The following is a 14,007-nucleotide window of genomic DNA, read 5'->3' on the forward strand; positions in this document are numbered from 1 at the left end:
GCTCGCCCTGAACTGAATGTCGATCCCAATGATCGACTGCCAGCCTCAAACCAACCCCAAAAATGGTGAGGCCCGGTCCCGCTTGCGCAGGCCGAGCCTCATTCCCTCTCCAAACTGGTAAGCGGATCAGCCGTCGTAATCGCCGCCGATATTCTGGTTGCGCGGCGGGGCGGCGGCGGTCAGGCGCAGGGCCTCCGCCGACTGGGCGATCGAACCGATTTCGTCCGGCGTGTCGTCGTCGTCGATCTGCACCTTCTGCAGCGAGGCGACGAGCGAATCGTGCAGATCCACCGGCAGGACGGTCTCCTCCGCGATCTCGCGCAGGGCGACGACCGGGTTTTTGTCGCGGTCGCGATCCAGCGTCAGCTCGGCGCCGCCGGAAATCTCGCGGGCGCGCTGCGCGGCAAGCAGGACGAGGTCAAAACGGTTGGTAACCTTGTCGACGCAATCTTCGACGGTAACGCGGGCCAAACGGGCGCTCCTGAACCAAGAGAAATCGTGAAAGGCGCGCCTAACAGCGCAGGTCTTAAGAGTCAATGAAAAGCCCATAAACTGTGGCAAGCCGCCCCGAATGAGGGCATGAACGGAGCATGGCGAGCATCCAGCAGGCAGAGCCGGGGCCAGGCGAGGGGCCAGGTGAGGGGCAGGGCGAGGGGCAGATCGGCCTGTCGCTGCATGGCGACCGCCTGCGCGTGATAGAGACCGGACCGGCGCTGCGCCAGGCGCTGGTGGACCTGATCGACGGCGCGCAGGAAAGCCTCAAGCTCTATTATTACATCTTCGCCGCGGACGGCAGCGGGCAACTCGTCCTCGACCGGCTGATCGCGGCGCGGGGGCGCGGCGTTGCGGTCACGCTGATGATCGACGCCTTCGGATCGGGATCGACGCCGCTTGCCTTCTTCGATCCGCTGCTGGCGGCGGGCGGGCATTTCGGCCGCTTCGGCGCGCGCCGCTCGATGCGCTACCTGATCCGCAACCACCAGAAGCTGGCGATCGCCGACGACCGGCGGCTGCTGATGGGCGGCTTCAATGTCGAGGACGGCTATTTCGGCATTCCGGAGGAGGATTGCTGGCACGATCTGGGCCTGCTGGTCGAAGGGCCGCAGGTGCAGGCGATGACGAGCTGGTACGGCCAACTCTGGCGCTGGGTCTCGACCCGCGGGCAGCGTTTCCGCACGCTGCGCCGCATGGTGCGCAACTGGCACAGCCCCCTCCATCCGAAGGCAGGCGATCCGATCCGCTGGGTGATCGGCGGCCCCACCCGGCGGCTCAGCCCCTGGGCGCAGCTTGTGAAGCACGATCTGGAACGGGCGCGGCGGCTCGACATGGTGGAGGCCTATTTCTCGCCGGGCCGCGGCATGTTGAAGCGCATCGCCCGGGCGGCGCGGCGGAAGGGATCGCGCCTCGTCCTGCCCTCCAGGTCCGACAATGGCGCCACCGTCGCGGCGGCGCGCCTGCTCTACGGCCCGCTGCTCAAGCGCGGCGTGGAAATCTGGGAATATCAGCCCTGCAAGCTGCACATGAAGCTGATCGTGGTGGACGATGCGGTCTATGTCGGATCGGCCAATTTCGACATGCGCAGCCTGTTCCTGAACCTGGAGATCATGCTGCGCGTCGAAGATCCCGGTTTTGCCCAGGCGATGCGCGCCCTGATCGACCGGCGGGTCGCGCAAAGCCGCCAGGTCACGCTGGAAACGCACCGCGCCCAGCGCAGCCTGCCGACGCTGGTCAAGCAGTGGATCAGCTATTTCCTGGTGGGCGTGCTGGATTACACCGTGACCCGCCGGCTCAATTTCCGCGACCCGGATGCCGATTAGGGCGGGGACAGAGCCGTTGCGGTTCCCCCCGCCCCGGAAGCGCGCTAGGGTGGCGGCGTGACAAGGGAGACGGACCCGGCGGCCTACGACCTCGCCGTGATCGGCGGCGGCGTCAACGGCTGCGGCGTGGCGCGCGATGCGGCCGGGCGCGGTGCGCGGGTGTTGCTGCTGGAGCGCGGCGACCTGGCGCAGGGCACCTCCTCCGCCTCCACCAAGCTGATCCATGGCGGGCTGCGCTATCTGGAGCATCGGGAGTTCGGCCTGGTGCGCGAATCGCTGGCGGAACGCGAGCGGCTCTGGGCGATCGCACCGCACATCATCCATCCGTTGCGCTTCGTGCTGCCCTGGGTGCCGGGGCTGCGGCCGCGCTGGATGCTGCGCCTTGGCCTGTTCGCCTATGACCATATGGGCGGCCGCCGCGCCCTGCCGCCGACCCAGAGCGTCGACCTGCGCCGGCATCCGGCCGGGCGGCCGCTGAAAACAGGCTTCGGCACGGCCTTCGTCTATTCCGACGGCTGGGTGGACGATGCGCGCCTCGTCATCCTGAACGCCCGCGATGCCGCCGACCGGGGCGCGGAGGTGCGCACCCGGACGGACGTGCGGCGGCTGGAGCGGGAAGGCGGCGGCTGGACGATCCATGCGCAGGCAGGCGACGGAACGACGCCGCGCTTCCGCGCCCGCGCCGTGGTCAACGCCGCCGGGCCGCTGGCGCTGGACCTGCTCCATCGCGCCCATGGCGAGACGGACCGCCACATGCGGCTGGTGCGCGGATCGCATATCGTCGTGCCGCGCCTGTTCGACCACGGCTTCGCCTATTTCTTCCAACTGCCCGACGGCCGCATCTTCTTTGCCCTGCCCTATGAGCGCGACTTCACCCTGATCGGCACGACGGACCGCGACCATGGGGGATCGGTCGACGACGTCCGGCCCGATCCCGAAGAGATCGCCTATCTCTGCGACGGGGCGAACCGCTATTTCCGAAGGACCATCGCGCCGCAACATGTGCTGTGGTCCTATGCCGGGGTCCGCCCGCTGGTCGACGACGGCTCCGGTCGACCGGAAGCGGCCACGCGGGGCTACCGGCTGGAGCTTGACGCGCCGGACGGAGAGGCGCCGCTGCTCAGCCTGTTCGGCGGCAAGATCACCACCTATCGCCGCCTTGCCGGGGAGGCGGTGGCGATGCTGAAGCCCTTTCTCCCCAGCCTGTCGGGCGGCGACTGGACCGCGAAGGCGGCGCTGCCGGGCGGCGACTTCCCGATGCGGGAGCGCGACCGGCTGATCGCGGACCTGGGCTGCGACTATCCTTTCCTGGACTATGCCTCGGTGGAGCGGATCGCCTGCGCCTATGGCACCCGCGCCTGGGATTGGCTGGACGGGGCGCGGGACATGGGCGGGCTGGGCACGCATTTCGGCCACGGCCTGACGGAGGCGGAGCTGCGCTATCTGGTGGCGCGCGAATGGGCGATGACGGCCGACGACATATTATGGCGGCGGACGAAGCTGGGGCTGCGTCTGGATGCGCGCCAGACCGCGCATGTCCGCGAGTGGCTGGGGGAGAGGGGATGAGCGAGCGGCCGATATTGGTGCTGGACGAGGGCACGACATCCACCCGGGCGATGCTCTACGCCCCGGACGGGCGGCGGCTTGGCATGGCGCAGGCGGACCTTGGCCAATATTATCCCCGGCCCGGCTGGGTCGAGCATGATGCGACGGAGATCTGGGAAAAGACCCTGGCCTGCGCGCGCGACATGGTGGCGCTGGCGGGCGGGGCGGATCAGGTCGCCGCCATCGGCATCACCAACCAGCGCGAAACCGTGGTCGCGTGGGACCGGCGGACAGGCGAGCCGCTGGCCCCCGCCATCGTCTGGCAGGACCGCCGCACCGCCGGTCATTGCGCCGCCCTGCGCGAGGCGGGGGAGGAGGAGGCGGTCCAGCGGCGGACGGGACTGGTGCTCGACCCCTATTTCTCCGCGACGAAGATGCGCTGGCTTTTGGACCATGCGCCCGCCGTGGCGGAGGCGGGAGCCAGGCTCGCCTTCGGCACCATCGAAAGCTGGCTGATGTGGAAGCTGACCGGCGGACAGCATGTCAGCGACGCCAGCAATGCCAGCCGAACCCAGTTGATGGCGCTGGACGGCACGGATTGGGACATCGGCCTGTGCGACCTGTTCGGCGTGCCGCCGCAGGCCCTGCCGGAGATCGTCGACAATATCGGCGCCTTTGGCGCGACGCAGGCCGAATGGTTCGGCCAGCCGATCGCGATCCGGGGACTGATGGGGGATCAGCAGGCGGCGACCATCGGCCAGGCCTGCCTGACGCCGGGCGACGCCAAGGCGACATTGGGCACCGGGGCCTTCGTCCTTGCCTATATGGGCGGGGCCGTGCCGGTGTCGCGGCATCGGCTGCTCGGCACCCTGCTTTGCCGCCTGCCGGGCGAGACGAGCTATGCGCTGGAAGGATCGCTGTTCGTCGCGGGCAGCCTGGTCCAGTGGATGCGCGACGAACTGCGCCTGATCGCCACGGCGGAGGAAAGCGAAGCGCTGGCCCGTTCGGTGCCCGACAGCGGCGGCGTCGCCATGCTGCCCGCATTGGCGGGGTTGGGCGCGCCGCACTGGCGCGCCGACGCCAAGGGGACGATCCATGGGCTGACGCTGGGCACGAAGCGGGCGCATATCGTGCGCGCGGCGCTCGAATCGCTCTCCCACCAGCTTCACGACCTGGCCGGCGCGTTCGCGGCCGACGGCATGCCCTGGCGGACCCTGTGCATCGACGGCGGGATGAGCGCCAACGACTGGATCGCGCAGGATCTGGCCGACATTCTGGACCTGCCCGTGGATCGCCCCGCCGATGTGGAGACCACCGCCAGGGGCGCGGCGATGCTGGCGGCGGTGGGCGCGGGCCTGTTTCCCTCCCTCGCCGCGGCAGCCGCGGCGATGCGGGCGGAACGGCGATGCTTCACGCCGGCCTTGCCGGACGATGCCAGGAACGAAAGGCTGCGGCGTTGGCATGCGCTGCTGGCCTGTGCGTGATTTCTCGCGTGTATATTCGGAATCGTGAGTATATTTTAACGATAAGCGTCTAATGCGGGGCGGAACATGCAGACGTCTCTTCAACATCCTTCTTCCCGCCTTGCGCCGCTCGCCCTGGGTTGCGCCTATTTCCTCATGGCGGCGCTGGCGCTGGCTAGCTCGCGCTTCGAAGGGGGATTGGCCTTCATCTGGGGCGCCAATGCGCTGCTCATGGCCTATCTGCTGACGTCGCGAGCCGGCGCCTGGCCCGGGGCGCTGATCGTCTGCGGCGTGGCGAGCGCGCTGTCGACCGCCCTGTGGGGCATGGGGACGCTCGCCGCCGTGCCGATGGCGGTCATCAACCTGCTGGAAGCGGTGATCGTCGCGCTGATCTGCCGCCGCTTCGCGCCGGGCGGCAAATTCGCCGGATCGATGCAGCGGCTGTTCGTCTTCATCCTGGCGCTCTGCGGCCCGGCCAATCTGATCGCGGGCCTGGCCGCCGCCACGGTCGCGTCGGCGCTGACGACGGTGCCCTTCGCCTCGTCGCTGCTGCAATGGTATACCGGGCATGTGCTGGGCGGGCTGACCTGCACGCCGATCCTGATGATGCTGATGCGGGGCGAATTGCGGCGCTGGTTCGGCCAGACCTCGCGCCGGGGCAAGTGGGAGGCGCTGGGGCTGTTGCTGCTCTTTGCGCTGGCGACCGCCTTCGTCTTCTATGCGGCGCGCTATCCGTTGCTGTTCGCGCTGCTGCTGCCGATGGTCGCCATCGTGTTCCGCCTGGGCAATCTGGGCGCGGCGGCTTCGGTCATGATCCTGGCCATGATCGGCGGCATGGCGACCATGACCGGCCACGGCCCGCTGTACATGATCCCCGGCACGCTGGGCGAGCGGATGCAGTTCTTCCAGCTTTTCCTGGCCTTCAGCTTCCTGCTGTCCATGCCGATCGCGGCGGAATTGAACAGCCGCCGCCGCCTGTTCCAGATGTTGCAGGAAAGCGAGGCGCGCTATCGCGCCATTGCGGAAAATAGCGGCGACGTGGTGCTCAACATCAGCGTCGGCGGCGTGATCGAATATGCCTCCCCCGCCGCGGCGGAGCAGATCGGCTGCGCCCCGGAACTGCTGATCGGCCAGGATGCCGCCAATCTGGTCGACCCCGCGGACCGGGACCAGGTGATCGCGACGCTGGAGCGCGCGCTGGACCAGCCGGGAGAGGTGCAGACGGTGGAATTCCGCCCCTTCATCTCCGCGCAGGGCAGCGAATGGTGCGAGATGGTGGCTCGCGCGGTCGTCGACGAACGCGGCCTGCCCACCGGCGTCGTCAGCACGATCCGCGACATGTCCCGGCACAAGGCGCGGCAACGCGCGCTTCAGCAGGTGGCGGCGCTGGATTCGCTGACCGGGGCGGACACCCGCCGGGCCTTCCTGGAAAAGCTGGAGGAGGAGATGCTGCGCGTCCGCCACGGTGCGCGGGCCTGCCTGTTGCTGATCGACATCGATCATTTCAAGGCGGTCAACGATTGCTATGGCCATGGCGCGGGCGACCGCGTGCTGGCGGGTTTCGTGGAGCGGCTGCGTCCGGGGCTGCGCGGCGGCGACAGCATCGGCCGTCTGGGCGGCGAGGAATTCGCCATATTGCTGAGCGGCACGGATGTCGTGCGGGCGAGCATGATCTGCGAAAGGCTGCGCGAAATGGTGACGGCCCATCCGGTTCAGATCGATTCGGGCGAGGTGATCCCGGTGACGTTCAGCGCGGGCCTGGTCGGGCTGGGCAGCCAGAGCGACGCTCAGGCGGTGCTGGAGGCGGCGGACAAGGCGCTTTACAACGCCAAGCACAGCGGACGGAACTGCCTGCGCCTGGCGGCGTAGGGAGCGTTTCGACTCTCTGGACGAAGCGCCCTCCCGGCGGTTGGGCGCGCGCAGCAGCGCGACGGGGATAATGGCGGGCCGAAAAGTTCCCCAAGTCTATCGCAAGAATCTCGCGATGATATGTTGTAACTTTCCCCCGCCTCGCTTATGTAGCACGCACCATGCCGATCAGCCTTCGCCAGCATCTGCTCAACGGCCGGATCGATCGCCTCGCGATCGCTCTGTCGGGCATGTGCGTGGCGCATTGCTTCGGCACGGCCGTGCTGCTCGGCGTGCTCGCCTCGGCCGGGGGGATTTTCGAAAGCCCGATCTTCCATGAGGCCGGACTTGCGCTGGCGATCCTGCTCGGCGCGGTGGCGCTCGGCCATGGCGCTGTGGCGCATGGCTTCATGATGCCGGCCGCCATCGGATCGCTGGGCCTGGGCATCATGGCGGGCGCGCTCACCATGGACCATGGCTGGCAGGAAAGCGCCTATACGTTGCTGGGCGTCGGCATCCTGGCGCTCGGTCACGATCTCAATCACCGCGCTGGACGATAGCCGCTCCGGCATCTCAGGCGGGACCGCCCAGCGATCCGGAAATGCGGCAAGCCAAGAAAGTCGGTCCTCGACCCCGGCTCAGATCGGCTTCCGGTCCAGCCGATGCTCGCCCTTCACCCATCGCACGGTGCCGGTGCTGGCGCGCATCACGACGCTGTCGGTGGTGAGCCTGCCGCCCGGCAGCCGCTTGACCCCGGCCAGCAGCGATCCGTCGGTGACGCCGGTCGCCGCGAAGATGCAATCGCCCTTGGCCAGTTCGTTGAGGTCATAGACCTTGTCCAGATCGGCAATTCCCCATTTGCGGGCGCGGGCGCGCTCGTCGTCGTTGCGGAACAGCAGCTTGCCCTTGAACTGCCCGCCGACGCAGCGCAGCGCCGCGCAGGCCAGCACGCCCTCCGGCGCGCCGCCCGAACCCATGTACATGTCGATATTGGTTTCCGGATCGGTGGTGGCGATCACCCCTGCCACGTCCCCGTCCGGGATCAGCATGATGCCGCAGCCGATGGCGCGCAGCTCCGCGATCAGCTTCTCATGGCGCGGCCGGTCCAGCACGCAGACGATGATCTCATGCGGGTCGACGCCCTTGGCGCGGGCGACCGCCTCGACATTCTCCTTCACCGGCCTGTTGAGGTCGATGACGCCGTCCGGCAGGCCGGGGCCGACCGCCAGCTTCTCCATATAGACGTCTGGCGCGTTGAGCAGGCCGCCCTCCTCGGAAATCGCCAGCACGGCCAGCGCGTTGGGACCGGCCTTGGCGGTGATGGTGGTGCCCTCCAGCGGATCGAGCGCGATGTCGATCCGGGGGCCGGTGCCGATCGCGTTGCCGACCTTTTCCCCGATGTACAGCATCGGCGCCTCGTCCCGCTCGCCTTCGCCGATGACGACGGTGCCGTCCATATAGAGGTCGTTGAAGGCCAGGCGCATCGCCTCGACCGCGGCGGCGTCGGCGGCCTTTTCATCGCCCCGGCCGATCAGCTTCGACGCGGCGATGGCGGCCGCCTCGGTCACGCGCACCATCTCCAGCACCAGCACGCGATCGAGTATCGAGCTTGCCTGCACCATGTCGTTTCCCCTTCAGCCGCTATTTTGGGGAGGGCGATAGGATGTCGGCCGGCCATTGTCGAGGGCGTGCCTTTCACGAAGCGATGCAATGAAGGCATTTGTCCGATTGAGCGCCGTCATATGGCGAGATTGGATGGATTGCGGACGTTCCCCTATTCGTCACCCCTCCCCCTATTCGTCACCCCGGGCTTGACCCGGGGTCCCGCTGCCTTGGACGAGGCGCGGTGTGGAGGGAAAAGCGGGACCCCGGATCAAGTCCGGGGTGACGGTGGTAATGTCAGCTATCGGCCAACTTCAGCCCCGCCAACACACCTCCAAGCATCAATCCAGTATATGCATCACCACCGGCGTTTGCAGCAGGCTGTCCGACCCGGCCAGCCGGTCCAGCGTCTCGCGCACGCAGCGTTCCTCGCCCGCATGGGTGACGATCGCCACCAGCACCCCGTCCGTCTGGCTGGCGCCGCGCTGGATCATGCTCTCTATGGACACGCCGGCGTCGCGGGTCGCCGCCGCGATCTCCGCCAGCACGCCGGGCCGGTCCTGCACCTTGAAGCGCAGATAGGCGCGGCCGACCCGCTTGCCGGCATCCGCGGGCTTCTGCTGCGCGAGCGCCGCGACCGGCATGGCCAGCGCGTCGCCATATTCGTCGCGCGCCACGTCGATCAGGTCCGCGACCACCGCCGATGCGGTGGGGCCGTCGCCGGCGCCGCGCCCCTGGAAGAAGAGGCGGCCGACGAAATTGCCCTCCGCCACCACGGCGTTCAGCGATCCGTCGACATGGGCGAGCGGATGGTCGAGCGGCACCAGCATCGGATGGACGCGCTGGAACAGGCCTTCCGGGCCATTCTCCGCCATGCCGACCAGGCGGATGCGATAGCCCAGCGCCGCCGCTTCCGCGATGTCGGCGGCGATGACGTGCCGGATGCCGGTGATCGCGACCGCGTCGAAATCCAGTTCCGTGCCGAAGGCGAGGCTGGCGAGGATGGTCAGCTTGTGCGCGGCGTCGACGCCGTCGATGTCGAAGCTGGGATCGGCTTCGGCATAGCCCAGTTCCTGCGCTTCCTTCAGCACCTCGTCGAAGCCGCGTCCTTCTTTCTCCATCGTGGTCAGGATATAGTTGCAGGTGCCGTTGAGGATGCCGTAGACGCGGGCGATCTCGTTCGCGGCCGCGCCCTCGCGCATGCCCTTGATGACCGGGATGCCGCCCGCGACCGCCGCTTCATATTTGAGCGCCACGCCCGCCTTTTCCGCCAGCCCGGCGAGGTCCAGGCCATGATGGGCCAGCATCGCCTTGTTCGCGGTGACGAAGGGCTTGCCGACGCTCAGGCACTGGCGGGCGAGGGTGAGGGCAGGGCCGTCCGCCCCGCCGATCAGTTCCACCACCACGTCGATGTCGTCGCGTGTCGCCAGCGTCGTCATGTCGTCGACCCATTCATAGGGCGACAGGTCGACGCCGCGATCCTTGTTCCGGTCGCGGGCGGAGATGGCGACGATCTGGATCGGGCAGCCGGCGCGGCGGGCGATCAGGTCCGCATTGGTCTGGAGCAGCCGGATGACCCCGCCGCCCACCGTGCCGAGGCCGACCAGCGCGACGCGCAGCGGGGCATGGCGGTGCAGATTGGTCATGGCTTGCGTTCATCCTTCCTGATCACGAGACGCCGCGCTGATAGCGGCCTCTGCGCGTCTGTCCAAGGAAAAGGAGCCGATGCCGGAACCGGAAAGGCTGTCGCCGCTGCCAGGTCAGCGAACCGTCCTCGTCCGCCCGCAGGGGCCAAGGGCGTCCAGGACAATCCGATAATCCGCGCGGGCCAGCTCGGCATCCTGGGGCGACAGCGCGCGCACGGACCGGGCAGGCAGGGCATCGGGCAGGCCGCAGGCCAGGCGGTACCAGAGCAGGCTGCCGGGCGCGGGGGGGCGGGCTGCCTCATCCACGATCTCGCCCAGCGCCACGGCCCAGCGCGGTTGCTGCCCGGGCCGGCGCAGGATGGACAGCGAGACAGGGTCGCCATTTTCGGTGCGCAGGAAGATCTGCGTCTCCCCTTCCCCGGCGATGGTGCCCGCGACGTGGAAGGCGTCGCCCAGCCCCACGATGCGGGGCGGCGCATCGACGGCGACCAGTTCGGACAGGATCGCCTTCACCCGCTCGGTCTCGGCCGGGGTGGCGAGGATCTGCGCGTCGCGGGCGATGAGCTGGATTTCGCCGGGACGCCCTCCGGGACGCGCGAACAGGATGACCTGCGCCTTCTTCAGCTTGGGCATCTTGCCCCGCGCGTCGAGCGGCGCGTCATAGAGGTAGCGGACGGTCGGGCTGATTCCCCCTTCGCCGCGAATCAGCGCGCCGACATTCGCCTCCACATAGACCCTTTGATGCCCCGGCTGGACGGCGCCGGCCTGCCCCGGCTTCAACTTGATGATGTTGCCAATCCGCGCCTGTGCCACCAGCGGCGCGGCGTCGGCGAGGTCGGCTATGTCCGTATAGGATAGGCCCGCGACACGCTCGGATGATTGCGCTACCATCCGGTCCGAATCCGGCTGAGCCGCAGAAATCCGCGATTGTGCGGCGAAAATGAGGCAGATCAGGGTGAGCGTCCGCAGGGGCATGGTGGATTTCTTTTTCATCTTCGTCCTAATGATGGCAGTCCGTGACATGTTTGTCACATGCAAGTCTTTCCGGTGTGTAATGGCGGTCGCAAATGATCATATCGATAAAGCGTTTGCGTGCCACGATGCGCCGCGATAGGAGTTCGCACGGTAGCAAATGGACGGATAGGGGCCAAGATGACCGGGGTTAGCCCGGCCAGCTCGGGCCGTTTTTGGCTTATTTGCCGAATAACAACTGGTAAGCTGAGTTAAGGAGTGTCGTTGCCGAATGGCCTATGCTGACCACTCGCAAGGATCGAGTCGTACGATCTCGATCATCATCGTCGCCCTGATTCACGCTGTTCTGGGTTACGCCTTCGTCACCGGCCTTGGCATGAAATATGTCAAAAAGGCGGCGGAACAGCTGAACGTGATCGACGTCAAGGAGGAACCGCCGCCACCGGACGAGGAGCCGCCGCCGCCGCCGCCAGACCAGCCGGTCGAACCGCCGCCGGTCGTCGCGCCGCCGCCGATCGTTCAGACCCCGGCGCCCGCACCGCCGATTCAGACGGTCCGGACCCCGCCGCCGGTCTTCAACCCGGTTCCGGTCGCCGCGCCGCCGCCGCCGGCTCCGCCGCCGCCGGAGGTTCCCGCCTCCCGCGCGTCCCCGCGCAGCAGTCCGGGTAGCTGGCTCAGCGATGCCGACTATCCCAGCCGCGCGCAGCGTGAAGAACGTTCGGGCACGGCCGGGTTCCGCCTGGAAATCGGTCCGGACGGTCGCGTGACCAACTGCACCATCACCTCTTCGACCGGCCATGCCGACCTCGACGAGGCGACGTGCCGCCTGCTGCCGCGACGTGCGAGGTTCAAGCCCGCGACGGCAGCCGGAGGCGGTCCGATGTCGGACACGTACAATGGCCGGATCACCTGGCGTCTGCCGGAGTGATTTTGAAAAGGGCGGGCGGTCGCCTCCGGATGATTGGACGCCGCCTACCCTTGTTTATTGATCCTTTGAGAGGGAAGTCTTGAACATGTTGATGTATCTCGCAGCAGCTGCCGCGCCCAAGGCGGAGAACCCCTATGGCCTGATGGAGGCCCTGGAGCAGGGCGGCACCATCGCCTGGACCGTTTTCATCATCCTTTGCGGTATGTCGGTCGGCACCTTCTACATTCTGTTCACCAAGCTGATCGAACAGCAGAAGGTGATCAACCAGGGCAAGAAGGTTCGCGCAACCTTCTGGCGCGCCGCCAGCCTGAAGGAAGGCACCGCCAAGCTCGAAAAGAACTCGGCCTACAAGCAGATCGTCGATGACGGCATCAAGGCCCAGGAAGAACACACCAAGCTGACCGACCCGGTCGAAGCCCATGACTGGCTGCACGGCTCGCTCGCCCGTTCGGAAGCCTCGATCAACTCGAAGCTCGGCGGCGGCCTGGCGTTCCTCGCCACCGTCGGTTCGACCTCGCCGTTCATCGGTCTGTTCGGTACGGTTATCGGCATCTACCGCGCGCTCATCAAGATCGGCGCCGCCGGTCAGGCCTCGATCGACGCCGTCGCCGGCCCGGTCGGTGAAGCTCTGATCATGACCGCCCTGGGTCTGGCCGTGGCCGTTCCCGCGGTGCTCGCCTACAACTTCCTGCAGCGCCGCAACAAGTCGATCGCCGAACAGCTCAACGGATTCACCGTCGACCTGCTGGCTCACCTGGTGTCGAACGGCGCCGTGAAGCCGACGATCGCCGCTGCCCCGGCCGCTCCGGCCGCCAAGCCGGCAGCCGCGCCGACCAAGGCCTGATAGGCTGAGATGCCGATAAGGGGGCCGGCGGCGGCTGCGACGCTCGGTCTCCCCTTATCGGACGTGGGCTCCGGAACGCCGGGGCGCCATCGACAAGCATGTTAGGAAATAATCAATGGCAATGAGTGTTGGCTCTGACGGCGGTGACGACAAGCCGATGTCCGACATCAACACGACGCCGCTCGTCGACGTCATGCTGGTGTTGCTCATCATCTTCCTCATCGCGGTCCCGGTCGTCGTCCAGACGGTTCAGCTACAGCTTCCCAAGGTCGCGTTCGAGCCGACGACGACGAAACCGGAAAATGTTTCCCTGTCGATCACGCAGGCTTCCGACGGTAGCTGTGCGGTCTACTGGAACCTGACCCGCGTGTCCTCCAACGAGCTGCTCGACCGCGCGGTCGCGAAGCTGGAGGCGGACATCAAGAAGGCGGGCGGCGTTGAGAACCTGACGCCGGAGGATCTGCCCGAAGTGCATATCCGCGGCGACATCAACGTTCCCTATCGGTGCATCGGCGGCACCATCTACACGATGCAGCGCGCCGGTTTCCCGAAGGTCGGCTTCATCTCCGAGCCCGAACCGGGCACGACGACCCGCCGGCTTTAAGTTCTAGGAGTATCGCCACATGGCTATGAGTGCCGGAAGTGAAGATGGCGAACCGATGGTGGAAATGAACACGACGCCGTTGATCGACGTCATGCTCGTTCTCCTCATCATGTTCATCATCACCATCCCGATCCAGACCCACGCGGTCAAGATCGACCTGCCGCAGAACGCCCCGCCGACCGACAGCGTCATCGACCCTGTCAAGAACAAGGTGGCGATCGATCCCAGCGGCGTCATCACCTGGAACGGTTCGGCCATCGACCTGCTGACCCTGCGTCAGTATCTGCAGCAGTCGCTGCGGTTGCCGGTCGAGCCCGAATTGCAGTTCCAGCCCAACGCGGCCACCCGCTACGTCGTCGTCGACGAGGTGCTGGCCGAGATCAAGCGCGCCGGCGTGACCAAGCTGGGCTTCGTCGGCAACGAACAATACGGCAATTTCTAAGGCCGTCGGGACCGGGTCCGGCAACGCTGGACCCCGGTTCGGGAAAGATTTGCGCATCGGTCGGGGCGCATGTCGGGCGTTCGCTGGATCATCGAACGCCTGTGCGCCCTCAGGGCACGAATACGCCGCCGCTGTCTGGCCGGGAATGTTCGACTTCCCGTTTCCGGGCGCGGGCTGGGGTGACGCAATCGAGCGCGTGATGCGCGGACCTGCATGGGGGCTGCTTCGGCGGCCCCTTATTTTTGCCTGGCCTTGCCCGGTTTAATGCTTTCTTCACCGCGACCGGCGATGATGCG

Annotated in this window: 13 protein-coding genes; 9 read left to right on the forward strand and 4 right to left on the reverse strand. The window is 67.2% G+C overall.

Annotated elements, in window-relative coordinates; translation table 11 throughout:
* Positions 1-126: 126 nt before the first annotated feature.
* Positions 127-471: a DNA-directed RNA polymerase subunit omega gene (gene rpoZ / locus Sj15T_RS16900; protein ID WP_007688625.1), complete on the reverse strand. Its 345-nt coding sequence runs from the start codon at positions 469-471 to the stop codon at positions 127-129.
* A 119-nt stretch (positions 472-590) separates the two neighbouring features.
* Between rpoZ and Sj15T_RS16905 the strand changes: the two genes are divergently transcribed.
* From Sj15T_RS16905 to Sj15T_RS16925, 5 genes are all read left to right on the forward strand, one after another.
* Positions 591-1,817, forward strand: coding sequence for a cardiolipin synthase B (locus Sj15T_RS16905; RefSeq protein WP_013039243.1), 1,227 nt, complete (start codon positions 591-593; stop codon positions 1,815-1,817).
* A 57-nt stretch (positions 1,818-1,874) separates the two neighbouring features.
* On the forward strand, positions 1,875-3,383 hold the full coding sequence (locus tag Sj15T_RS16910) for a glycerol-3-phosphate dehydrogenase (protein WP_013039244.1): 1,509 nt from the start codon (positions 1,875-1,877) through the stop codon (positions 3,381-3,383).
* Entirely contained in the window at positions 3,380-4,846 is a 1,467-nt protein-coding gene (locus Sj15T_RS16915; protein WP_013039245.1) for a glycerol kinase, read from the forward strand. Before Sj15T_RS16910 ends, Sj15T_RS16915 begins: the two co-directional genes overlap by 4 nt.
* Before the next feature lie 66 nt (positions 4,847-4,912).
* Positions 4,913-6,694 (forward strand): sensor domain-containing diguanylate cyclase, encoded by a 1,782-nt coding sequence (locus Sj15T_RS16920; RefSeq protein ID WP_013039246.1) that lies wholly within the window; start codon positions 4,913-4,915, stop codon positions 6,692-6,694.
* 161 nt (positions 6,695-6,855) lie between these two features.
* A complete protein-coding gene (locus tag Sj15T_RS16925; protein WP_007688631.1) occupies positions 6,856-7,233 on the forward strand; it encodes a MerC domain-containing protein in 378 nt (125 codons plus the stop codon).
* A 78-nt stretch (positions 7,234-7,311) separates the two neighbouring features.
* Here the strand turns inward: Sj15T_RS16925 and glpX are convergent, their stop codons facing one another.
* The 3 genes from glpX to Sj15T_RS16940 all read right to left on the reverse strand — a co-directional run bounded on the left by glpX (position 7,312) and on the right by Sj15T_RS16940 (position 10,896).
* Positions 7,312-8,295: a class II fructose-bisphosphatase gene (glpX, locus tag Sj15T_RS16930; RefSeq protein WP_007688632.1), complete on the reverse strand. Its 984-nt coding sequence runs from the start codon at positions 8,293-8,295 to the stop codon at positions 7,312-7,314.
* Positions 8,296-8,616: 321 nt separating this feature from the next.
* Positions 8,617-9,921 (reverse strand): homoserine dehydrogenase, encoded by a 1,305-nt coding sequence (locus Sj15T_RS16935; protein ID WP_007688633.1) that lies wholly within the window; start codon positions 9,919-9,921, stop codon positions 8,617-8,619.
* A gap of 114 nt (positions 9,922-10,035) precedes the next feature.
* Positions 10,036-10,896: a hypothetical protein gene (locus Sj15T_RS16940; RefSeq protein ID WP_081440687.1), complete on the reverse strand. Its 861-nt coding sequence runs from the start codon at positions 10,894-10,896 to the stop codon at positions 10,036-10,038.
* Between the two features lie 268 nt (positions 10,897-11,164).
* Between Sj15T_RS16940 and Sj15T_RS16945 the strand changes: the two genes are divergently transcribed.
* The 4 genes from Sj15T_RS16945 (at position 11,165) to Sj15T_RS16960 (ending at position 13,711) form a co-directional block, all read left to right on the forward strand.
* Positions 11,165-11,821, forward strand: coding sequence for an energy transducer TonB (locus Sj15T_RS16945; RefSeq protein ID WP_013039248.1), 657 nt, complete (start codon positions 11,165-11,167; stop codon positions 11,819-11,821).
* An 85-nt stretch (positions 11,822-11,906) separates the two neighbouring features.
* Complete coding sequence (locus tag Sj15T_RS16950) at positions 11,907-12,665, forward strand: MotA/TolQ/ExbB proton channel family protein (protein WP_013039249.1); 759 nt, start codon at positions 11,907-11,909, stop codon at positions 12,663-12,665.
* 115 nt (positions 12,666-12,780) lie between these two features.
* Positions 12,781-13,269 (forward strand): biopolymer transporter ExbD, encoded by a 489-nt coding sequence (locus tag Sj15T_RS16955; RefSeq protein WP_013039250.1) that lies wholly within the window; start codon positions 12,781-12,783, stop codon positions 13,267-13,269.
* A 19-nt stretch (positions 13,270-13,288) separates the two neighbouring features.
* On the forward strand, positions 13,289-13,711 hold the full coding sequence (locus Sj15T_RS16960; RefSeq protein WP_007688641.1) for a biopolymer transporter ExbD: 423 nt from the start codon (positions 13,289-13,291) through the stop codon (positions 13,709-13,711).
* Positions 13,712-14,007: the final 296 nt, after the last annotated feature.

The organism is Sphingobium sp. TA15, assembly GCF_037101235.1.
Lineage (GTDB): Bacteria > Pseudomonadota > Alphaproteobacteria > Sphingomonadales > Sphingomonadaceae > Sphingobium > Sphingobium indicum.

What these genes read in the sequence shown, in the direction of transcription:
- Sj15T_RS16905 (WP_013039243.1), top strand. Translation starts at nt 591, where the DNA reads ATGGCGAGCATCCAGCAGGCAGAGCCGGGGCCAGGCGAGGGGCCAGGT.
- Sj15T_RS16915 (WP_013039245.1), top strand. Translation starts at nt 3,380, where the DNA reads ATGAGCGAGCGGCCGATATTGGTGCTGGACGAGGGCACGACATCCACC.
- Sj15T_RS16920 (WP_013039246.1), top strand. Translation starts at nt 4,913, where the DNA reads ATGCAGACGTCTCTTCAACATCCTTCTTCCCGCCTTGCGCCGCTCGCC.
- Sj15T_RS16925 (WP_007688631.1), top strand. Translation starts at nt 6,856, where the DNA reads ATGCCGATCAGCCTTCGCCAGCATCTGCTCAACGGCCGGATCGATCGC.
- glpX (WP_007688632.1), bottom strand. Translation starts at nt 8,295, where the DNA reads ATGGTGCAGGCAAGCTCGATACTCGATCGCGTGCTGGTGCTGGAGATG.
- Sj15T_RS16935 (WP_007688633.1), bottom strand. Translation starts at nt 9,921, where the DNA reads ATGACCAATCTGCACCGCCATGCCCCGCTGCGCGTCGCGCTGGTCGGC.
- Sj15T_RS16940 (WP_081440687.1), bottom strand. Translation starts at nt 10,896, where the DNA reads ATGCCCCTGCGGACGCTCACCCTGATCTGCCTCATTTTCGCCGCACAA.
- Sj15T_RS16945 (WP_013039248.1), top strand. Translation starts at nt 11,165, where the DNA reads ATGGCCTATGCTGACCACTCGCAAGGATCGAGTCGTACGATCTCGATC.
- Sj15T_RS16950 (WP_013039249.1), top strand. Translation starts at nt 11,907, where the DNA reads ATGTTGATGTATCTCGCAGCAGCTGCCGCGCCCAAGGCGGAGAACCCC.
- Sj15T_RS16955 (WP_013039250.1), top strand. Translation starts at nt 12,781, where the DNA reads ATGGCAATGAGTGTTGGCTCTGACGGCGGTGACGACAAGCCGATGTCC.
- Sj15T_RS16960 (WP_007688641.1), top strand. Translation starts at nt 13,289, where the DNA reads ATGGCTATGAGTGCCGGAAGTGAAGATGGCGAACCGATGGTGGAAATG.